Origin of the sequence: Synechococcus sp. R5-12 (assembly GCF_047502655.1) — a bacterium.
Classification (GTDB): Bacteria; Cyanobacteriota; Cyanobacteriia; order Thermostichales; family Thermostichaceae; genus Thermostichus.
Window position 1 is genome coordinate 1 of the sequence record NZ_JANSIM010000003.1, and the last position, 19702, is coordinate 19702.

Below are 19702 nucleotides of genomic sequence, written 5' to 3' on the forward strand. Positions count from 1 at the left end.
TTCAGTATAGTTGAGCTTATTATTGACTAGAGTCATGCTCTTGCTCCGGCAGAGTGTCAGTTCCTGCTGATGCGACCAGCCCTCTAAACCTCAGTCGGGATCCCTGGGATCTCGCTGCTGTGAGTGCTGCGCAAGACGGGAAGCGTCATCATCTGTCCCAGGCGTGAAACGGTGAGCTCCGCCGCCGGAATGGGCTCCGAGACCTGTCCGCCGCTGAACACCATCACTCGGTCGCTGTACTGCAGGATCTCGTCCAAATCCGCCGAGGCAAAAAGAATAGCCGTACCCGCTTGGGTGCGTTCCAGCAATTGCCCCCAGACCCACAGCGCCGACTCAATGTCCAACCCTCGCGTTGGGTGCTCCATCAGCAACAGGGTCAGGGGTGTGGGCAAGAGAGCCAACTGGCTGCGCTGCTGGTTGCCCCCCGAGAGTTGCTCCACCCGGCTGTAGGGGTGACCCCGAATGCTGAAGTGTTCGATGGCCGCTTGGGTCTGCTGACGGGCCAGAGCCCAGTTGATCCAGGGATCCTGCTGCTGGAGGGCAAAATGCTCCTGCAAGGTTAAGCCGGGGATCAGCCCTTCCCGCAGCCGATCCGCCGGAGAAAACCCCACCCCACAGCGCAGGTAGTCGCCGTAAGGACGGCCTGTCATCTCCTGCCCCCTCAACAAGATCTGGCCCCGCCTGGGCGGCAACAACCCTGCACAGGTGAGCAGGAAAGAGCGTTGCCCACTGCCCTCCAAACCAGCCAACCCAATCACTTCCCCCGGCTGCACCGCCAGATCTGGCAAAGCCAAGGCAAACGGCTCATGCCGCACCACCAGGGAGCGCAACTCCAACAGGGGATCCGCTCTCCTTTGCGGAGAATGGGGCCGAGCTGGGGGTGTCAACTCCCGCCCGAACATCCAATCGATCAACTGCTGTTCCAACAGGGCAATGTCTTCACCCCTAACAGGCAGCTCCCCTACCACCTCCCCCTGCCGCATCACCGTCACCCGATCGCAAAGGCACTCCACATCGGCCAGCTTGTGGGAGACGAAGATCACCGATTTGCCCTGCTCCGCCAACCTTCTCAGAGCCGCGAACAGAAGATCTTTTTGCGCTGCAGAAATGCCCGTCGTTGGCTCATCCAAAATCAAGGTGTTGATCCCCAGGGAAAGCAACCGCAGCATTTCCAGTTGTTGCCGTTCCCCCACCGTCAAACTGCCGATGGCTCCATCGGGGTTGAGATTAAAACCAAACTCTTCACAGGCTTTCTCGAGACGTCTTCGGCTTTCCCGCAGCCCCAAGCCCAAGCGCCCTCGTTGCCCGGCAATAAAGTTTTCCAGCACCGTCAGAGAAGGAAAATCCAAGGGATCCTGGTGCAACATGCCAATGCCCAGGCGAATGGCTGCTGCAGGGCTGTCGATGCGAACCGGTTGCCCATCGATCCAAATCTCCCCCTGATCGCAGCGCAGAAAGCCGCTCAGGATCTTAACTAAGGTACTTTTGCCGGCCCCATTCTCCCCAAGCAGGCCGTGGATTGTGCCCGCCTCCACCCGCAAGGACACATCGCGGTTCGCCTGTACCGCCCCAAAACGCTTGTGGATGTGCAGCAGCTCGACCTTCATTCTGCTCATAGTAACCTGCCTCCCCAGAAAATCCCCAAGAATACAGTTGCTGAGGTTGCAAGTGCTGGTGCTACGATAGCGACAGCTCGCCGTTAGGCGTTGGCTGCGGACGAGTTCAGCATCGATCTGTGGTTCGCCCTGCCCCTCTTCTCCGCCCTTCCCCCCTGCCACCCATCTCGGATAGCAACCGCCTCAAAATCTTCTCAGGCAGCGCTAACCCGGCTCTGGCTCAAGAGGTGGCGCGTTACTTGGGCATGGATCTGGGCCCGATGTTGCGCAAGCGCTTTGCCGATGGCGAGCTGTACATCCAAATCCAAGAGTCGATCCGGGGTGCTGATGTCTACTTGGTGCAGCCCACCTGCCGCCCCGTCAACGACCACCTAATGGAACTGCTGGTCATTATTGACGCCTGTCGCCGCGCCTCTGCCCGGCAGATCACCGCTGTCTTGCCTTACTACGGCTACGCTCGTGCCGACCGCAAAACGGCAGGACGAGAAGCGATCACCGCCAAGCTGGTGGCCAACATGATCACCCAGGCAGGGGCCCATCGCGTGCTGGCTATGGATCTGCACTCGGCCCAGATTCAAGGCTACTTCGACATTCCCCTCGACCACGTCTACGCCCAGCCGGTATTACAGGCTTACCTCAAGGAAAAGGGCTTGCTCGACGAAGACATTGTGGTCGTCTCTCCCGATGTGGGGGGTGTGGCTCGTGCCCGTGCCTTTGCCAAAAAACTCAAGGAAGCCCCTCTGGCAATCATTGACAAGCGCCGCCAAGCCCACAACGATGTGGAAGTCATGAATCTGATTGGGGATGTGCGGGGGAAAACTGCCATCCTTGTGGATGACATGATCGATACGGCAGGCACCATCTCGGAAGGGGCAAAATTGCTGCGCAAGCTGGGAGCCAAAGCGGTTTATGCCTGCGCCATTCACCCTGTTTTTTCTGAGCCGGCCATTCAACGCCTGCGGGGTGGTCTATTTGAAGAGGTGATCGTCACCAACACTATCCCTATCCCTCCAGAGCAGCACTTTCCCGAGTTAACCGTTCTCTCGGTAGCCAATGTGCTGGGGGAAGCGATCTGGCGCATCCATGAAGATAGCTCCGTCAGCAGCATGTTTCACTAAAGTAAAGTAAGTTTCAAAGTAAGTTTCTCCAGAGTATCGCTAGAGTAGAGTGGGTGCAGAATGGGTGCGCCTGCTCCTTTTCCCTGTGGAGATCAGCCCAACCAGGCACCCCCGATCTGTCGTGATGGACTGGGTTGAGCCAGCTCCTCGGCCAGGTTTTCCCATGTCACCTCCCATTTCTCGCTCGCCAAGATCCGTTGTGCACGGTTTTGCTTTCCCGCGGACTGCTCCCAGGGAAGGGCAGTCCCTTCAAACCGAACTGGGTACAGCGCTGTACCCGCTGTTGCAATTACTGGGTCAACTGTTGAAAGTACCTTTGGTCTATCTAGAACTGGCCCAGCCGGGATCGGATCCCCACTCGTCTTCAAAAGGGATCCTCTACCGGGATCCGCAAGGGATCCCAGCCGGCGAACCCTTCAACCTCAATGCCAGTCCTGGGGCTGAGCAATGGCCTTTTCATGAATCCTTCCTCTTGCAGACTGAGCAGGGGATCCGGTTGGCCGATCTGCACCTGCTTGACTGCCATCCTCGCCAACTGAGTTCCTTTGAACGGGAACAGATTGACCTCGTTGCCCTCAGCCTGAAGCAAATCCTTCTCCAAGCCCAGGAGCATCGGCAAACCCTCGAGCAGCTCCAATCCCAACTGCAGGACAGCCGCAGCACTGCTGCCCGCTACCAGCAGATCTTCGAGAACGCTGTCGAAGGCATTTTTCAAACCACCCTAGAGGGCAAATACCTGGTTGCCAACCCGGCCTTGGCCCATATTTTCGGCTACGAATCCCCTGAGGATTTGATGCACAACGTCTCCGATATTGGCACCCAAATCTATAGCGATCCGGAGCAACGAGCCGAATTCATCCAGCGCATGCTGAGAGAAGGTCAAGTTGTGAATTTTGAACACCAAGTCTGCTGCAAAGATGGCAGGCTAATTTGGATTTCTTTAAATGCCCGTACCATCTACAACGACCAAGGGGATCCCCTCTATTTTGAAGGATTTGTTACCGACATCACAGCATCCCGTCAACTGAAAGAACGACAACAACAATTGGAAGAAGCCCGCCGAGAGAGCGAGCATCGTTTTCTGCAACTGGTAGAGAATACGCAACAACTGTTTTGGATTACAACGGTCTACAGCAAAGAGCTGATCTACGTCAGCCCAGCCTGTGAAGCCATTTGGGGCCGCTCCGCCGAAGAGGCCTACGCCAACCCCCAAGCCTGGATCCGCCAGATCCACCCCGACGACCGCTGGTTGTTCCCCACCATCCTCAAAGCCCAATCGGAGGGCAAATCCACCGATGTTGTCTTCCGCATTTATCACACTGATGGCCGCCTGATTTGGCTGCGAGAACGCACCTTTCCCATCGCCGACAAAGAGGGCAAAATCTATCGGGTGGCAGGGATCGTCGAAGACATCACTGAGTCCAAGCAACTGGAAGCCGAACGGCGTCGTATAGAGCAAGCCTGGCAACAAAGCGCCAACCATTTTCGGCAGATTTTTGAGCTGGCCCCCAATGGAATTGCCCTTGTGGACTTGCAGGGGCGATTTATCCAGGTCAACGATGCCTTTGCCCAGATTGTCGGCTACACCCCCGAAGAATTGAAACATCGGCAACAACTGGACATTCTCCACCCCGAAGATGTCAACCCACTGCTGGGGGCCAATGAGGCTTTGCTGGCAGGGAAGGTCTCTGTCAGCCAGCGCCAGATTCGCTACACCCACCGTTCCGGCCAGGTTGTTCATGTGCTGTTTCAGGCCACCCTGCTCACCGACGAGGAAGGACAGCCCACCCAGTTTCTCAACCAGGTGATCGACATCAGCGCCCGCGTGGAGGCAGAAATTGCCCTCAAAGAAAGTGAAGAACGCTTCCGCCAATCCTTTGAATGGGCCCCCATTGCCAAGGCCATGACCCACGTGGATGGCACCTATTTGCAAATCAACGCCGCTTTTACCGAAACCCTGGGCTACACCCTGGAGGATCTCAAAGGGAAAACCGTCCTCGACATCACCCATCCCGACGACATCGCCACCACTCTGGAAAACAGCAACCGCCTGCTGGCCGGCCAGGTGCATCAGTGCGAACAGGAGCAACGCTACATCCACAAGAACGGCCAAATTGTCTATGCCATTCTCCGCATCACCCTGGTGCGCACAGCCCAAGGGGATCCCAGCTACTTTCTAAGCCAGATTTTGGACATTACCGAGCGCAAGCAAGCCGAGGCAGCCCTTCGCCAAAGTGAGCTGAGTTTACGGGGCATCTTCCAGCAGTCAGCCCTGGGCATTTCCATCGTCGATCATCGGGGCCATTACCTAAAAGTGAACCCCGCTCTGGAAGAGATCTTGGGCTATAGCGCTGCCGAACTGACCCACATGAGCTTCTGCGACCTCACCCATCCCGAGGACATTCAGGAAGATTGGCAACTCTTCCAGGAGGTTTTGAACGGCCAACGGGATCGCTACCACCTGGAAAAACGCTACATCCACCGCAGCGGAAAGGTGGTTTGGTGCCGCCTGGCAGTCTCTGCAGTCCGGGATCCCGAGGGCAAAAACCTCTTCATCATCGGCATTTGCGAAGACATTACCGAAGAAAAACGGGCAAAGCTGCAGATCCAAGCTGCCCTTCAGGAAAAAGAAGTCCTGCTGCGGGAGATTCACCACCGCGTCAAAAACAACCTGCAAATCATCTCCAGCCTGCTGCGGCTCCAAGCTGACCAAATCAAAAGCCGCAAGTACGCCCGCGTTTTTAAGGATGCCGGCAGCCGTATTCAAGCCATGTCTTTGATCCACGAAGGTTTGTACCAATCCAACAATCTGGCCGCTGTGGATCTCAAGCAGTACCTACACAATTTGATCTCCAACCTCTTTCACTCTTACGGGGTAAACCCCGAGAGCATTCGCGCCAACATCCGCGCCGAAGGGATCCGCCTCAACCTGGACGATGCGGTCTTGTGTGGCCTGATCATCAACGAGTTGGTGACCAACAGCCTCAAGTATGCCTTCCCGAAGGGCCGCAGCGGGGAGATAGAGATTCATTTCAGCCAAACCCGCAAATATACTCAGTTGCGAGTCTCCGACAATGGCGTTGGCTTGCCCCCGAACTTTGACTTCAAGGAAACTCAATCTCTGGGTTTACAACTGGTTGCAACCCTCACCGATCAGCTACAGGGCAAGATACAATTGAGGAGCAAACCGGGTACCACCTTCATCATTACCTTTCCGAGGAGCGAGCCTTGAAGAGAGTTCCACCCCTTGTCAAAGGCAGTATCCTGGTCGTCGAAGACGAGAAGATCATCGCCAAGGACATTGCCAACGTTCTGAAAAAATTCGGCTACGCTGTGCCCGCCATTGCTTCTTCCGGGGAAGAAGCAATCCGAAGGCTGGAAGAGATGCCGGTGGACTTAGTCTTGATGGATATCGTCTTAAAAGGCGATATCGATGGTATAGAAGCCGCCAAGCGGATTACCGAGCGCTTCAACATTCCGGTGGTGCATCTGACGGCCTACGCCGATGAGGACACGCTCTCCCGCGTCAAAGAGACCCGACCCTTTGGCTACATCATCAAACCCTTCAAAGAGCGGGAACTCTACACCACCATCGAAATTGCCCTGCACACCCACCGCCAGAGCCTCGAGAACCGCAAGCTGGAAGAAAAAAGAATCGAAGAGCTGCGGCAAAAACTGCAGCAGCTGCAGCAGTTCTCGGAGGTGAAGGGCACTCTGTTCAAGAAATTCTTGCAGGATCTGAGCGAGCCCCTCTCGAACCTCAGCTTTGCCTTGGGTCTGCTCAAGGATGCCGAGTCGGAGCAGAAGCGGGAGCACTATCTGCAGGTGCTGGAGGATGAGTTTCGCCGTGAGCTGGAGCTGATCCACCAAACCTCTAACCTGGAAAATCTTTTAAACCTGGAAAATGTCGGCCTGTTGAGCCAGTTCAGCCTGCTGCGTCCCCAGGAGCCCAGCCCTGGTCACCGGTTGGAGGAGGAAGCGCCCACCCCTGCAGCCACGGCCCCCCAAGAGTCGGCAGGCTCTGCCCCCACACCCAGCCCCACCGCCGTTACGGCGCCACGGGCACCGCTGCGCCCCCTCAACCAGACTCAGTTGGCGGAACGTTTGGGGGTGGTGGTTTCCGCCATTACCTATTGGAAATTCAAAACCGGGTTTCCAGAGTGGAGCCGCAGCCGGGATCCCGAGGGCATTTCTTGGCGCTATTCCCCCGATTCCAAGCGCTTTTCGCCCGTGCCCTAGCTAGCGTTGCAGCACTTCCACCCGCACAGGTGCCAGCCCCGAGCGCACCATCCCCAACACCTCTGCCGCCCGCAGGGAGAGGTCGATGATCCGACCGGGGATAAAAGGGCCGCGATCGTTGATGCGCACGACAGCCTGGCGTCCGTTTTTCAGGTTGGTCACCCGTACCTCGGTGCCAAAGGGCAGGGTGGGGTGGGCAGCCGTCATCTCATGGCGGGTTGGGTGCAGGTCATACCAAGAAGCAATGCCCTCTTGCACAGGCCCAACCACGCGGACAGGGGCGGGTTCCTGTTGAGGGGCTGTTTTCGGCTTGGAACCTGCAACAGCGGCTTTGGCGGTCAGAGCAGCCGGCTGGGGCAGGGCCGGAGCTGCAATGGGCGGGGCATCGAGCAGCAGACGGCGCAGACGATTGGCAGCCAAAACAGCCACATCCACCGGGCGCTGGTTATCGATCAACAGCACTCCATCGTCGATGCGCAGCAATTCCTCGCTGTTGGCCCGAATGGTGTAGAGAGGAACACCCAAGCCTTGTTCGGCCAATTCCAAACCTGCCCAACCTAGGGTGATGGTGGTGTCTTTCAGGGATCCCTGGGCCATTTGGTTGAGCTGGGCCACAAGGGTGATGGCCCGCATCAGCGGTGGTTCTAGCCCAGGGTGCTCGACAAAACTGACAATGGGCAGATCCCGCACATAGACAGTAACCACCTGTTGCCCGTCCATCTGATAGTCGTAGAGGGTGGAGATGGGCTGGTTGGTGTGCTGCTGTTGTTCGCCGATCTTGAGAATGGGTTCTTCTGCTCGACGGGGCAGGATCGCCTGGCGAGATCGGTTCAAGGGATGATCCAAGTTCAGGGTACCCAGTTTGGCAGGGGCAAGACCCTCGTGGCCGGAGATAGGGGTTTGGGGGGTTCTCGGCAGCGTTCTGACTGGGGCTGCGGCAGCAGTGGCGGGTTGGGAAGGGGGAACGAGGTCGGTGGCCGGGGAGGGCAATTGGGAGTCAGATGACAGCTCCGCTGCTCGGGTGCTCAGGGATCCGGTTCGCGTTGAGGCTTGTGCTCGCGGGGCGAAGCTGCCCAACATGCCTGCCGGCAAGCCCAAAGCCGTGACACAGAGACAACTGACCAAGCCCATTTTGCGGGCGGGATCCAGTCCCTGTCCAAGCTGTTTCCAATTTCGCATGAGGCCGCGCTCCTCTCCAATCCTGTACAACTTCCAAGGCGACGGTTAAAACAGAAGTTAATGTACCATAGGTTTCTGAGTTGACCCGTTTGTACGGTCGGACACAGGAGCTCAAGTCTTGATAGCATAAGGGGTTTTGGCATTTTGGACTACCGCTCAGCAGGGGTTGACATCGATCTGGGCCAGGCCTTTGTCAGGGGGATCCGCGAGCGCGTTGAACGGATTCAAGTTCCGTCTTCAGGTTCTTCAGAAACCTTGGGTGGCATCGGCGGCTTTGCCGGCCTGTTTGAGCTGCCGACAGGGTATCAAGCGCCGGTGTTGGTGGCGGGCACCGATGGGGTGGGGACAAAGCTGGACATTGCCCAGCAGTGGGGTCAGCACCGGGGGGTAGGTGTTGATCTGGTGGCGATGTGCGTCAACGACGTGCTGACGGTGGGGGCCCGGCCGCTGTTTTTCTTGGACTATGTGGCCACCGGCAAGCTGGAGCCAGAAGCCCTGTGGCAGGTGATCGATGGCATCTTGGCGGGCTGCCAGGAAGCGGGCTGCCAACTGCTGGGCGGGGAAACGGCGGAGATGCCGGGGTTTTATCCCCCTGGGAAGTACGACCTGGCCGGGTTTTGTGTGGGAATTGTGGAGAAGGCGGCCATTCTGGATGGGTCGCGGGTACAGCTTGGGGATCGGTTGTTGGCTTTGCCCAGCAGCGGCCTACACAGCAACGGCTACAGCTTGGTGCGGCGGATTGTGGCCGACCGGGGTTGGCGCTGGGATCACCGGCCTCCCGGCTGGGATCGGCCTTTGGCGGAAGTATTCCTCACCCCCACCCGCATCTACGTGCAGGCGGTGCAGCGGCTGCAGGCAGCAGGGATCGCCATCCACGGCATGGCCCACATCACTGGCGGCGGGATCCCGGAAAACTTGCCCCGCTGTTTGGCCCCCAACCAGGCGGCACGGCTGCAGCCCCACAGTTGGCCCGTCCCACGGGAATTTCTCTGGCTCCAAGAGCAGGGCCAGGTGGAGACCTTGGAGATGTTCCGCACCTTCAACCTGGGGGTGGGCTATGTGCTGGTGATCCCCCCTGAGGCGGAAAATCAGGTGAGATCCCTGCTCCCCGAAGCCTTCCCCATTGGGGAGGTGGTGGCAGCCAATCCAGGGGAGAGCCGGGTTCTGGGGCTGGAACAGTGGGGATCCCTCACAAGCCCTGCCGACTAGCCAACCGATGGATCCCCACCAAAAGGGGGAAAGGGATCCCAGTTCCCTCGACTCATCCTCGCCGTCGCTATGCTAAGTTGGCATGTGGCCTCAGCGCTGTTGCCCGCCTTCTTGCCCGAGCCTGCTTCCCGACATTTGTCCTCTTTGGGAATAGGGGTAACTCGGCCTTGGACCGTTTGCTAATCGCTGCTGACCCTCTAGGTTAGGAGTTGCTGATGACAGGTTTACCCACTGCTCGTGCAACCGCGGGTGCCATCGAAGTTGAGCATCTGAGCAAAACCTACGGCAGCTTCACTGCCATCCGCGATGTTTCCTTCCAGGTGAACGCCGGCGAGATCATGGGTTTTTTGGGGCCGAACGGAGCCGGCAAGACCACTTCCATGCGCATTTTGGCGGGGTATCTGCCTGCCAGCGAGGGGACGGCGCGGGTGGCCGGGTTTGATGTTCACGAAAACTCGATGGCGGTGCGGCAGCGCATTGGCTATCTGCCGGAAAACCCACCCCTCTACCCCGACATGACGGTGGAGGCGTACCTGCACTTTGTGGCCCAGATCAAGCGGGTCAGCGCTGGCGATCGGCCCAGGCGGGTGGACGAGGCGATCCGGCGGTGCAGCCTGGAAGAAAAGCGCCACACCCTCATCCGCAAGCTCTCCAAGGGGTTTAAGCAGCGGGTGGGCATCGCCCAAGCTCTGGTTCACGACCCGCCGGTGATCATCCTGGATGAGCCCACCATTGGGCTGGATCCCAAGCAGATTATCGAGGTGCGCAAGCTCATCAAGAGCCTGGCGGGGGAGCACACCATCATCCTCTCCACCCACATCCTGCCCGAGGTGAGCATGACCTGCGACCGAGTGGTGATCATCAACCGCGGCCAGGTGGCGGCCATTGGCACGCCTGCCGAGCTGACAGCCCAGCTCCAGGATCGGCAGCAGGCAAAGCTGGTGGTGGGGGCAACCGAGGCAATGGCCATCCGGACGGCCCTGCAGCCTTTGCCCCAAGTGGAGGTGGTGAGCCTACAGCCCTTGGCGGCGGATCCCTCCCGCTGGCAGGTGCAGCTCAAGAGCAACGCTGCCGCGGACGGCTGGATCCCGGAGGTGGCCAGGGTGCTGGTGCAGGCAGGGATCGACCTCTACGAGATAGGCCGCCCGCAGGCTTCTTTGGAAGAGATTTTCCTGCAGCTCACTACGCAAGAGGGATCTGAGGGCGCATTGGAGGAAGCGGCATGAACGGAGTGGTTGCCATTTTTCGCAAAGAGCTGCGCGGCTACTTCACCTCCCCCATTGCCTATGTGGTGGCCGCGGTGTTTTGGGGACTGGCGGGGTTTTTCTTCTTTAATATTCTGGTGCGGGTGATCAGCTTTTCTCAGCAGGTGGATCTTTTCGCCCAGTTCGGCCAGGAGAACCCTTTTGACGCCGCCACCATCCTGTCGCAGCAGTTTCTCAACCTCTTGGGCACCCTCTCCTTATTTCTATTGCCCATCTTCACCATGAGCTCCTATGCCGAGGAGCGGCGGCGAGGCACGATGGAGCTGCTGGCTACTTCTCCCATCACCAACTTGGAGGTGGCCCTGGGCAAATGGTTGGCGGTCTGGGTGTTTTTCATCACGCTGCTGCTGCCGCCGCTGGTCTACCATGTGCTGGTGCTGAGCAGCGCCAACCCGGCAGTGGACTACCGCCTGACCCTGATGGGTTATGTGGGCCTAACCCTGCTGGCGGGTAGCGTTATGGCCTTGGGGTTGTTTATCTCTTCTCTGACAGACAGCACCCTCATCGCAGCAGTGGCCACCTTTGGCTTGATTTTGTTGCTCTGGGTGATCGACGCGGCAGCCGGCCAGGAGGAGAACTGGATTGCCGCGACGCTGCGGCATGTGTCTTTGCTGCAGCAATACAGCAACTGGGTGCAAGGGATCCTCAGCAGCAGCAGCCTCATTCTTTTCTTGAGCATCATCGTCCTGGGGCTGTTTGCCACGGTGCAATCGGTGGAAAGCCTGCGCTGGCAACAGAGCTGAGGTCAGATGGGAGGAGTGTGGTGTTTGCGGCAGCGGTGCGGAGCATTATGAAGGACTGGCGCGCGTTATTGGACTGGACAGGGATCCTGGGCATTGGCGTCATCGCCATCGGCCTGGTGGTGGGATCCGCCTTCACCGGTTGGACGGCTGTGCCCCTGAGCATGCTGGCAACAGGTTTGGCCCTGCTGGTGGCTTGGGGCATCACCCACCGGCAGGAGGTGGGGGTCTTCCTCGGTTTGCGTTCCACCCAGACCAACGCCAACATCCTGGTGGCGGCGGCGGCGATGGCCGTCATTCTGGTGCTGGTGAATGTGGTGGCGGTGCGCTACGACCTGCGGCTGGATCTCACTGAGGAGGGTCTGTTTACCCTCTCGCCCCAAACCCGGCAATTGGTGCAGGGATTGGTGCAACCGGTCAAAGTTTGGGTGGTCACCACTGCGCCGGATCCCAACTTGCGGGAACAACTGGAGCGCTATCGCCGCCTCAACCCCAACCGCTTCCAGTTTGAGTTTGTGGATCCCAACCGGGATCCCCTGACCATTCAGCGGCTGCAGGTGACCCAGAACAACACCCTGGTGGTGGAGGCCGGAGAAAGCCGGCAACAACTGCCTCAGCCCCCTGCCCCTGATCTGGAGAGCAAACTGACCCCCGTCCTGTCCAAAGTGGTCAACCGAGGGGAGTTGCTGGCCTATTTCGTGCAAGGGCACGGGGAAGTGGGGCTGGAAGCGAGGGAAGGTACTCCAACTCTGGCCCAGGCGGCGGCAGCCCTGGGTCAGGAAGGCTATCGGGTAGAGCCCCTCAACTTGGTGCAATCGGGGATCCCAGAAGAGGCGGATGTCCTGGTGCTGGCGGGGCCACAGCGGGCTTTGTTCCCCGGCGAGGTGGAGAAACTGCAGGATTATCTGGCGAAAGGCGGACGGCTGCTGTTGCTGATCGGGCCGCGGGTGGAGGCTGGCCTGGATCCCTTGCTGGAAGAGTGGGGCGTGGTCTTGGGGGATGACATCATCCTGGAGGCGAGCAGCATCAGCCAGCTTCTGGGGACAGGGCCGGCGGTTGCCCTGGTTACTACCTACGGGGATCACCCCATCACCGCCCCCTTGGCGGCCCAGCGGCTAATGACCCTGTTCCCCCTGGCCCGCTCTGTGGAAACCGAAGCCCGCGAAGGGATCCAAGCCACGCCCCTACTGCGCACCAACCCGCAAAGCTGGGGGGAGACCAGTCCTGACCTGGAAAGTGGCCCCCTGCAGTTCGATCCGGAGCAGGACAAGCCCGGCCCCCTCACCTTGGGTGTTGCTTTAACCCGCCGTCTGGACACCGACCCAGAACAGGGCTCGGGATCCCGGCAGGAGGCCCGCCTGGTGGTGATCGGCAATGTCAACTTTGCCCTCAACGGCAACTTGCGGCAGCAGGGCAACCGGGATCTCTTCTTGAACACCCTCAACTGGCTGACTGAGCAAACGGAGCAGATCTCCATCCGCCCCAAATCCATCACGGATCGCCGTCTCACCCTGACCGGTCAAACCTTCCGCTGGCTGGTGCTGGGATCGACGGTGCTTTTGCCCTTGGCGGCCCTGGGATCCGGAGCTGCCCTGTGGTGGCAAAGACGGTAGGAGGAGAGTCCAGTATGTTCAAGCGAACCACCTGGGTTCTTTTGGGTTTGGCGGTGGCCTGTCTGCTGGGCTACTTCCTCTTGGACAACATCCAGCAACTGCGCCAGGAGCAACAGGCGGAGCGAGCGCGGCTGTTCCATTTTGCCACCGATACCATTGCCCGCATTGAAATCCGCCAACAGAAAGAGGGGGAACCCGTTCGCGGCAGCGGTGCGGAGCACTTGGAAATCCTTTTGGAGCGCACTCCGGAAGAAGAGGGATCCCGCTGGCGGATTGTCAGTCCCATTCAGTCAGCGGCGCTGGACTTCCCCATTGAGCAGTTGCTCAACACCTTCTCCCGCCTCACCCCCCAAATCACTCTGGAGGGGGTCACTGACCTGGCCGCTTTTGGCCTGGATCAGCCGCGACACCAAATCGCCCTTTTCCCCAAAGAAGGGGATCCCTACCGCCTGGCCATCGGCAACGACAACTTCGATGGCTCCGGCTTCTACGCCCAGCCCGAAGGGGGACAGGTGGTGCTTCTAAGCAGTGCCCAGAAGGGATCCCTGTTGCCCTCTCTCTTGGCTTTGCGGGACAAGACTTTGCTTCAGTTTGATACAGCCGAGGTGAAGGCCCTGCAAGTGCAGTTGGCAGAGGCGGAGCCGGAAGTTGTTCGCCTGCAGCGGCAAGACGTTCGCGCCAGCGGTGCGGAGCACTTTACTTGGCAGATTGTCCAGCCCCGCGAGCTGCCTGCCGATGAGATCAACGTCAACCGCTTGCTCAATACTCTGGCCCGCCTGCAGGCCGTGGAGTTCCCCGCCGAGACCCAGACGGATCTAGCCCCCTATGGCTTGGAGCAGCCTTCCGCCCGGCTGACGGTAGAGCTGGAGGAGGGCAAAACCCTGAAGGTCGCTTTGGGATCGGAGAAAGATGGCCAGGTGTACGTCATCACCTCTGAGCACCCGGCAGTGGCCACCCTGCTCACCAGCACCGCCGATATTCTCCGCTCTGACTTGGAAGAGCTGCGGGATCACCGCATTGCCCGCTTCAATCCCAACCAGGTAGGTCAAGTGACCCTGGAGTCGCTGGGGGAGCGGGTTACCCTTAACCCTCTGCCGCAGGAGAAGGGATCCCTGGAGCTGCGCTGGGAAAACCCGGAGCAACCGGGCCAGCCTGTGGATCTCGGCTCTCTGTTCTCCAGCCTGAATGCTGCCCGCGCCAAGGAGTTTGTGGAACAGGCCGACGCGGAAGCCCAAAGGGTGTTGTCTGAGCCCGACCTACGGCTGACCTTTGAGCCTAAGCCTGACGCCGAGCAGGATCCCTTGGCCCTGAGCTTGGCCGCCTCTGGCTTGCGGGCCTATGTGCAAAGCAGCCGCCAGCCGGACATTGCCGTGATCGAGCTGAGCACCTTCAACAGCCTGGAAACCGAAGTGAATCGCCTCTTGGAAGGCCAGCCGGAGAGCAAGGACTCTGCCCCACTCACGCGACCAGATCCCACTCCCTCGCCCTAGAGTCCCTAGAGCCTTAGCCAGCAGAGGTAGCTGTCTTCTCCTCCGCGGTTTGGGTTGCTTTTTTCAGGGCTTCCCCTTGTATCGTCAACACCGAGCAGGGGGCGCGGTGCAGCACGTAGTTGCTGACGCTGCCCAGAAACAGCTCGCTCAGGCCGGAGTGGCCGCGGCGGCCCACCACCACCAAGTCCGCATCCCAAGAGCGGGCCAGATCGCAGATGACCCGACCGGGGTTGCCGTAGTTGAGGGTGTACTCAGCGCGGATCCCGTGCTCAGCCGCTTTCTCCACCAGCGAGCGCAGGTAGTCCATCTGGTTTTGCTCGAAGATGGCACATTGCTCCCGGTAGGACTGCCACAGCTCGGCGCTGATGGTGGAGCTGTAATCTACCCCCAGGATCATCGGCGGCTCTGGGGCGCCCGGCTCTTCCTGAGACAGAACATGGAGAATCATCATCTGGGCCTGCATGGCCTTGGCCACTTGGACGGCCTTTTGAAATACTCCCTGGCTCAGCTCCGACCGATCCACTGCCACCAAAATCCTGCTGAACATATTGGCTTCCTCCAGATGGCTAACAGCGGGGCACAAGGCAGAAGCAGCGTGACTTCGGGGTTGACCTCTGACCCCTTTTCCCTCGACTCCAAGCTCCCCTCTGCTCTGCCCCACCTATCTGTGTTGTAGAAGATTTGGGCGAGAAAACCCCAGATATCTTGAACGAACTAGGCAGATTGGCAACGAAAGTTCAGAGATCTTGACACCGGTCAGAAGGCATCGCCTTGGGCTGCCCACTCCAACACCGCCTGCAGCGCCTCGGCCTGCTCTTGCCAGACTTGATCGAGGGGAGTGCCCCGCAGGATTTCCAGCGTTAGGGTTGGGATCCGCCGTTCCTGCCCTGCCCAAGTGCCCAGAGAACCAGGGGTAGGGTAGCCAATGTCGGCGGTAATGGGCAAGCCGTTGCAAGCGGCCATCACCTGGGCCAGCTCAAGGGCAGGGCCGTTGTAGTTCACACAGGGGTGTGCCTGACAGGAGTGGGCAGAAAGGATAAACTGGGGCCGCATCTGGGCCAAGCCCCCCAACAACGCCTGCGTCTCGGGCTCGGAGCCTGGGGCTGCTCCGGGCGGATAGCGAGCTTCCAAAGAGGCCGGGATCCAATCTTGGGTGGGCAGATTGCGGTTGAGATCGACGCCGTTGGCATTGAGACGTTGCCCCAGGGCACAGCCATCCGGGTTCAAGCGAGGGATCGCCCACAAGGTCGCCTTCCCGGCCAAGGATCCCCATCTCCCCGAGGCCACATAGCGCTCGATCAGAGTGTATCCTTCCACCTCGTCCCCGTGTACTCCGCCGATCAGCAGCAAGGAGCGGATCCCTTGGGTGAGCTGCCAAAGGTGAATAGGACGTCCCTGCACCGAGTAGCCGATGACCTGCAGGGATCCCAAGGGTTCGCCAAGTTTTTGAGACATGGGGGATCCCGACAAATCTCACAACCTCTAGAACGGGACATCGTTGGGATCTGGTGGGGAAGGGACATCCCCTTCAGAGGATTCCCCAGTTGCCGGTTCACCCATCCCCGTCAGAGAGAGGACGCGAGCGGATCCCAGCTGATGGACACGGCGCGCGGTGATCTCGGCCAGCTTTTCCTTGCGCCCATCTCGCTCCACCACATTCATGTGCAGTTGGCCTTCCACTGTGATTTGGTCGCCCACATGGCAGGTGTCCACCACCCTTTTGGCCAGTTCTCCAAAAGAGGAAACGCGCACCCGGTAGGGCGGCTCATCCGGGCGCAAGCTGGGAAAGCCAATCACCAAGGACGCAACAGCTAAGTTATCAGGGGTGTAGCGCAGCTCTGGCTCAGACAGAACCTCGCCCATCAACACAATCGAGTTCATAACGGAGCCATCCAGGGATAAGGGGCAGCTCAGCGCACTTCCATCATGCCCGCAGGCGGGGATCCCGTCAAACCTAGCCGACGCGGAGAGTCATGTGGCGCAGCACACTCTCGTTGATGCGCAGGTTTTTCTCCCAGGCAGCCACCGCATTGGGTTCGGCTTCGTAGTTGAACTGGATGTACAGACCCTCCTTGAACTTTTTCATCTCAAACCCGGCAAAGCGGCGCTTGCCCCTATTGGTAATCTCCACGTGGGTTACTCCGTTCTCTCGCAGGATTGCCTCCTGACTGCTGAGCAGTTGTTCGAGGGGTTCATCTGACAGATCAGGACGCACAATCAGCATCGTTTCGTAAGCGCGGGGCATGGAAGCGAGTTCTCCTTGAGGATCCAGTTGTAGAGATGCAGTAGACTATACTAGCTTTTCTTTCCTGCAACCGAAAAGGCCGCGGCTCAATCCCCACACCTCCATACTCTGGCCGCAGCGGCAAATGCAGGTGAGGCTGCTCACAAGAGGGGATCCATTGTCCGATACAATAGGGATTGCTTCATTGGCCGCTGGTTGGCCCGGCCAAGACACGCTGAATCGAGAGTTGGGATTCCAAGCATGAGCGCAGACGAAGTTTACAGCCGTGTTCGTAAGATCGTGTCCGATCAACTGGGCGTGGAAGATGACAAAGTGACCCCAGAAGCCAATTTCCAGAACGACCTGGGGGCCGACAGCCTTGATACGGTGGAGCTGGTCATGGCTTTTGAAGAGGAATTCGACCTGGAGATCCCCGATGAAGATGCAGAGGGGATCGCCACCGTGCAAGACGCTGTTAACTACATCCTCTCGAAGAAAGCTGCCTAGTCTGCCCCCAGTTCTGACTCTATACCCCCGGGCTAACACCGGACGATGGCTACCACAGATCCCGCCACTGCTTACAGACCAACCCGCCGCGTTGTGATTACGGGCCTGGGTGCGGTCACCCCTATCGGCAACTCTCCTGCCGAGTTTTGGCAGAGCTTGCTGGCAGGGCGCTCCGGCATTGGGCCGATTACCCATTTCGATGCCTCCCGCCACGACTGCCGTATTGCCGGAGAGGTGAAGGGATTTGATCCCCTCGACTACTTGGATCGCAAGGATGTCAAGCGCACCGACCGCTTTGTGCACCTGGCGATGGCGGCCACCCGGCAAGCCTTGGAGGACGCTGACTTTCGCATCACCGCTCTCAACGCCGAGCAAGTGGGGGTGATCTTGGGCACCGGCATCGGCGGCATCCGCGTCTTGGAAGAGCAGCAGACCATCTATCTGCAGAAAGGGCCGGATCGCTGTAGCCCCTTCATGGTGCCCATGATGATTGCCAATATGGCTGCGGGTCACCTGGCCATTCATTTTGGCGCCAAAGGCCCCAATTCCTGCACAGTTACGGCCTGTGCCTCTGGCTCCAACGCCATTGGCGATGCCTTTCGGCTCATCCAGAGGGGAGAGGTGCAAGCGGCGATTACAGGTGGCACGGAAGCGGCGGTTACCCCTTTGTCCATGGCGGGGTTTAGTGCCATGAAGGCCCTTTCCACCCGCAACGACACCCCGGAGCAAGCCTGTAGGCCCTTCGATCGGGATCGGGATGGCTTTGTCATGGGGGAAGGAGCAGGGATCCTGGTGCTGGAGGAGTTGGAGCACGCCCGCGCCCGCGGGGCCAAGATCTATGCGGAGATAGTCGGCTATGGCCTCACCTGCGATGCCCACCACATGACCAACCCTGCCCCCGGCGGCGAGGGAGCGGCCCGGGCGATGCGGCTGGCCCTCAAGGATGCCGGGCTTCAGCCTGGGGATGTGCAACACATCAATGCCCATGCCACCAGCACCCCTGTAGGGGATATTGCCGAGGTCCAGGCCATCAAGTCGGTCTTCGGCGAACATGCCCCCCGTTTGGCCATCAGCGCCACCAAGTCCATGACCGGCCACCTGTTGGGGGGAGCGGGCGGCATTGCCACGGTGGCCACAGCTTTGGCCATCCACCACGGCTGGGTTCCTCCCACCCTCAACTTGGACAACCCCGATCCCGAGTGCGAAGGGCTGGATTTTGTCCCCCACAAGGGGCGGCAGATGGCTGTTGAGGCCGCTTTGGTGAATGCCTTTGGGTTTGGTGGGCACAACGTCACGCTGGCCTTGCGCCGCTACTCTCCCGCTTGAAGGGCTTGGCCTATGTCTTCTCCCGAAAGTTCACTGCCCTCAGTTCGCCAACAGGCCTTGGCCGCTTTGACGGCGGAGCTGGCGCAGCAAGGCCACCCGCCCGAATATGCCCAGCACATGGCAGCGGCGGTTATTTTTCAAGCGGACTTGGATCTGTGTGCAGCCCAACTGGCGCGGGTGCTCAGTTGGCTGAAGCAAAACCATCCTGAACTCTATCCAGAGGCGGTGCAATTGGTGGACGCCACCCGCGAAGAGTTCGAGCGTCGCGTTCAAAATGGATAGACAAGCCATCTGCTTTGATGCAGTTGGGTTGCGGTCGTTAGCAGAGGGTGATGTCCCCCCTATGGGACTGCAAGGGGTGATCTTGAGCTGGAGTGGGGTGGTGGCCGATGACGAGAGCCTGCACCTACAGGCCATCAACCAACTGCTGGTGGAAGAGAACCTGCGCCCCTGGAACCTGTGCTGGCCGAAGTCGGGATCCCCTGGGCAGCGGGAGCTCTATCGGCTGCAATACCTGGGCCGACCGGATCGAGAGCGCCTGCCGGCTCTGTGGGGGGATCAAGGGCGGGTGCTCAGCCCCAAACAACTGGAAGAGCTGCTGAAACGCAAGGCCCTATACTACCGACAGGCTTTGCAGGGGCAGAGGGAATTGCCTCTCATTCCCGGTTTGGCGGAAACTTTGGAGACGCTGGAGCGGCTGCAACTGAAGGTCGGCCTGCTGTGCGGCCAATCGGCAGCCGAGGTGGCCGCTTTTCTAGAGCGCTTCCAGCCATGCTGCCCGGCCCTGACGCGGTTGACCGATGGGGGATCCTACCGAGTGACGGGGGATGATGCAGGCCCAATGCTTTCCCCAGGACACTTGCACCGCCTGCTTTTGCAGCGGATGGAATTGCCTGCCCAGGAGTGCTTGAGCATTGAGGCCACCTACCCCGGCATTCAGGCAGCCCGTTCGGCAGGGATCCCGGTGCTGGCTCTGGCCACCTTCTTTCCTCTGCACATGCTGCAGCGGCGGGCCAATTGGGCGGTGGACGGCTACCATCAGGTGGAATGGGATCGCATCCGGAACTGGTTTGCCGGCGGGCAAGACCGTCCTTCGACCCCAGAAGCAGAGGCCGGTTCCTGCAAGGGATCCCAGGGAGCATGCCTCTAACCCCCAAAACCCTGAACTTTGCTGAA

Annotated in this window: 18 protein-coding genes; 12 read left to right on the top strand and 6 right to left on the bottom strand. The window is 59.5% G+C overall.

Annotated features, from left to right (window positions below):
• Nucleotides 1-83: 83 nt before the first annotated feature.
• Nucleotides 84-1616 (bottom strand): ABC transporter ATP-binding protein, encoded by a 1533-nt coding sequence (locus NW843_RS00270; protein WP_414521764.1) that lies wholly within the window; start codon nucleotides 1614-1616, stop codon nucleotides 84-86.
• A gap of 119 nt (nucleotides 1617-1735) precedes the next feature.
• On the opposite strand from NW843_RS00270, the gene NW843_RS00275 reads away from it, so the two are divergent.
• The 3 genes from NW843_RS00275 to NW843_RS00285 all read left to right on the top strand — a co-directional run bounded on the left by NW843_RS00275 (nucleotide 1736) and on the right by NW843_RS00285 (nucleotide 6973).
• Nucleotides 1736-2734: a ribose-phosphate pyrophosphokinase gene (locus tag NW843_RS00275; RefSeq protein ID WP_011433256.1), complete on the top strand. Its 999-nt coding sequence runs from the start codon at nucleotides 1736-1738 to the stop codon at nucleotides 2732-2734.
• Between the two features lie 304 nt (nucleotides 2735-3038).
• Nucleotides 3039-5966 (top strand): PAS domain S-box protein, encoded by a 2928-nt coding sequence (locus NW843_RS00280; protein WP_414521765.1) that lies wholly within the window; start codon nucleotides 3039-3041, stop codon nucleotides 5964-5966.
• Complete coding sequence (locus NW843_RS00285; protein ID WP_414521766.1) at nucleotides 5963-6973, top strand: response regulator; 1011 nt, start codon at nucleotides 5963-5965, stop codon at nucleotides 6971-6973. The genes NW843_RS00280 and NW843_RS00285 overlap by 4 nt, the downstream gene beginning before the upstream one ends.
• Here the strand turns inward: NW843_RS00285 and NW843_RS00290 are convergent, their stop codons facing one another.
• The gene (locus tag NW843_RS00290; protein ID WP_414521768.1) at nucleotides 6974-8152 is read right to left on the bottom strand and encodes a septal ring lytic transglycosylase RlpA family protein; all 1179 of its coding nucleotides are present in this window, start codon (nucleotides 8150-8152) and stop codon (nucleotides 6974-6976) included. It abuts the gene before it with no gap.
• 144 nt (nucleotides 8153-8296) lie between these two features.
• Between NW843_RS00290 and purM the strand changes: the two genes are divergently transcribed.
• The 5 genes from purM to NW843_RS00315 all read left to right on the top strand — a co-directional run bounded on the left by purM (nucleotide 8297) and on the right by NW843_RS00315 (nucleotide 14469).
• The gene (gene purM / locus NW843_RS00295; RefSeq protein WP_414521769.1) at nucleotides 8297-9361 is read left to right on the top strand and encodes a phosphoribosylformylglycinamidine cyclo-ligase; all 1065 of its coding nucleotides are present in this window, start codon (nucleotides 8297-8299) and stop codon (nucleotides 9359-9361) included.
• Between the two features lie 215 nt (nucleotides 9362-9576).
• Nucleotides 9577-10587, top strand: a complete 1011-nt coding sequence (locus NW843_RS00300) for an ABC transporter ATP-binding protein (RefSeq protein ID WP_414343290.1) — start codon at nucleotides 9577-9579, stop codon at nucleotides 10585-10587.
• Complete coding sequence (locus NW843_RS00305) at nucleotides 10584-11369, top strand: ABC transporter permease (RefSeq protein ID WP_414343288.1); 786 nt, start codon at nucleotides 10584-10586, stop codon at nucleotides 11367-11369. Before NW843_RS00300 ends, NW843_RS00305 begins: the two co-directional genes overlap by 4 nt.
• A gap of 47 nt (nucleotides 11370-11416) precedes the next feature.
• A complete protein-coding gene (locus tag NW843_RS00310) occupies nucleotides 11417-12979 on the top strand; it encodes a GldG family protein (protein ID WP_414521770.1) in 1563 nt (520 codons plus the stop codon).
• Nucleotides 12980-12993: 14 nt separating this feature from the next.
• Nucleotides 12994-14469, top strand: a complete 1476-nt coding sequence (locus NW843_RS00315; protein WP_414521771.1) for a DUF4340 domain-containing protein — start codon at nucleotides 12994-12996, stop codon at nucleotides 14467-14469.
• Between the two features lie 13 nt (nucleotides 14470-14482).
• Here NW843_RS00315 and NW843_RS00320 read toward each other — a convergent pair whose 3' ends face one another.
• The 4 genes from NW843_RS00320 to rpsF form a co-directional block, all read right to left on the bottom strand.
• Nucleotides 14483-15016 carry a universal stress protein gene (locus NW843_RS00320; protein ID WP_414343284.1) on the bottom strand — a complete coding sequence of 178 codons (534 nt, stop codon included), beginning with the start codon at nucleotides 15014-15016 and terminating at the stop codon, nucleotides 14483-14485.
• 209 nt (nucleotides 15017-15225) lie between these two features.
• The gene (locus tag NW843_RS00325) at nucleotides 15226-15924 is read right to left on the bottom strand and encodes a M14 family zinc carboxypeptidase (protein ID WP_414521772.1); all 699 of its coding nucleotides are present in this window, start codon (nucleotides 15922-15924) and stop codon (nucleotides 15226-15228) included.
• Nucleotides 15925-15951: 27 nt separating this feature from the next.
• Nucleotides 15952-16350: a single-stranded DNA-binding protein gene (locus tag NW843_RS00330; protein ID WP_414521773.1), complete on the bottom strand. Its 399-nt coding sequence runs from the start codon at nucleotides 16348-16350 to the stop codon at nucleotides 15952-15954.
• A 73-nt stretch (nucleotides 16351-16423) separates the two neighbouring features.
• Nucleotides 16424-16714, bottom strand: a complete 291-nt coding sequence (gene rpsF, locus NW843_RS00335) for a 30S ribosomal protein S6 (protein WP_011433268.1) — start codon at nucleotides 16712-16714, stop codon at nucleotides 16424-16426.
• 240 nt (nucleotides 16715-16954) lie between these two features.
• Here rpsF and NW843_RS00340 point away from each other — a divergent pair, with 240 nt between their 5' ends.
• From NW843_RS00340 to NW843_RS00355, 4 genes are all read left to right on the top strand, one after another.
• Nucleotides 16955-17200: an acyl carrier protein gene (locus NW843_RS00340; protein WP_041436540.1), complete on the top strand. Its 246-nt coding sequence runs from the start codon at nucleotides 16955-16957 to the stop codon at nucleotides 17198-17200.
• Nucleotides 17201-17245: 45 nt separating this feature from the next.
• Nucleotides 17246-18526, top strand: a complete 1281-nt coding sequence (fabF, locus tag NW843_RS00345) for a beta-ketoacyl-ACP synthase II (RefSeq protein ID WP_414419164.1) — start codon at nucleotides 17246-17248, stop codon at nucleotides 18524-18526.
• 12 nt (nucleotides 18527-18538) lie between these two features.
• Nucleotides 18539-18808: a hypothetical protein gene (locus NW843_RS00350; RefSeq protein ID WP_414421639.1), complete on the top strand. Its 270-nt coding sequence runs from the start codon at nucleotides 18539-18541 to the stop codon at nucleotides 18806-18808.
• 61 nt (nucleotides 18809-18869) lie between these two features.
• Nucleotides 18870-19676, top strand: a complete 807-nt coding sequence (locus NW843_RS00355; protein WP_414521774.1) for an HAD family hydrolase — start codon at nucleotides 18870-18872, stop codon at nucleotides 19674-19676.
• Nucleotides 19677-19702: the final 26 nt, after the last annotated feature.

Excerpts from the sequence above, each read along its gene's own strand:
- NW843_RS00315 (WP_414521771.1), top strand. The coding sequence starts at position 12,994 with ATGTTCAAGCGAACCACCTGGGTTCTTTTGGGTTTGGCGGTGGCCTGT.
- NW843_RS00300 (WP_414343290.1), top strand. The coding sequence starts at position 9,577 with ATGACAGGTTTACCCACTGCTCGTGCAACCGCGGGTGCCATCGAAGTT.
- NW843_RS00310 (WP_414521770.1), top strand. The coding sequence starts at position 11,417 with ATGAAGGACTGGCGCGCGTTATTGGACTGGACAGGGATCCTGGGCATT.
- NW843_RS00270 (WP_414521764.1), bottom strand. The coding sequence starts at position 1,616 with ATGAGCAGAATGAAGGTCGAGCTGCTGCACATCCACAAGCGTTTTGGG.
- NW843_RS00325 (WP_414521772.1), bottom strand. The coding sequence starts at position 15,924 with ATGTCTCAAAAACTTGGCGAACCCTTGGGATCCCTGCAGGTCATCGGC.
- NW843_RS00290 (WP_414521768.1), bottom strand. The coding sequence starts at position 8,152 with ATGCGAAATTGGAAACAGCTTGGACAGGGACTGGATCCCGCCCGCAAA.
- rpsF (WP_011433268.1), bottom strand. The coding sequence starts at position 16,714 with ATGCCCCGCGCTTACGAAACGATGCTGATTGTGCGTCCTGATCTGTCA.
- fabF (WP_414419164.1), top strand. The coding sequence starts at position 17,246 with ATGGCTACCACAGATCCCGCCACTGCTTACAGACCAACCCGCCGCGTT.
- NW843_RS00320 (WP_414343284.1), bottom strand. The coding sequence starts at position 15,016 with ATGTTCAGCAGGATTTTGGTGGCAGTGGATCGGTCGGAGCTGAGCCAG.
- NW843_RS00330 (WP_414521773.1), bottom strand. The coding sequence starts at position 16,350 with ATGAACTCGATTGTGTTGATGGGCGAGGTTCTGTCTGAGCCAGAGCTG.
- NW843_RS00355 (WP_414521774.1), top strand. The coding sequence starts at position 18,870 with ATGGGACTGCAAGGGGTGATCTTGAGCTGGAGTGGGGTGGTGGCCGAT.
- NW843_RS00340 (WP_041436540.1), top strand. The coding sequence starts at position 16,955 with ATGAGCGCAGACGAAGTTTACAGCCGTGTTCGTAAGATCGTGTCCGAT.
- NW843_RS00305 (WP_414343288.1), top strand. The coding sequence starts at position 10,584 with ATGAACGGAGTGGTTGCCATTTTTCGCAAAGAGCTGCGCGGCTACTTC.
- NW843_RS00350 (WP_414421639.1), top strand. The coding sequence starts at position 18,539 with ATGTCTTCTCCCGAAAGTTCACTGCCCTCAGTTCGCCAACAGGCCTTG.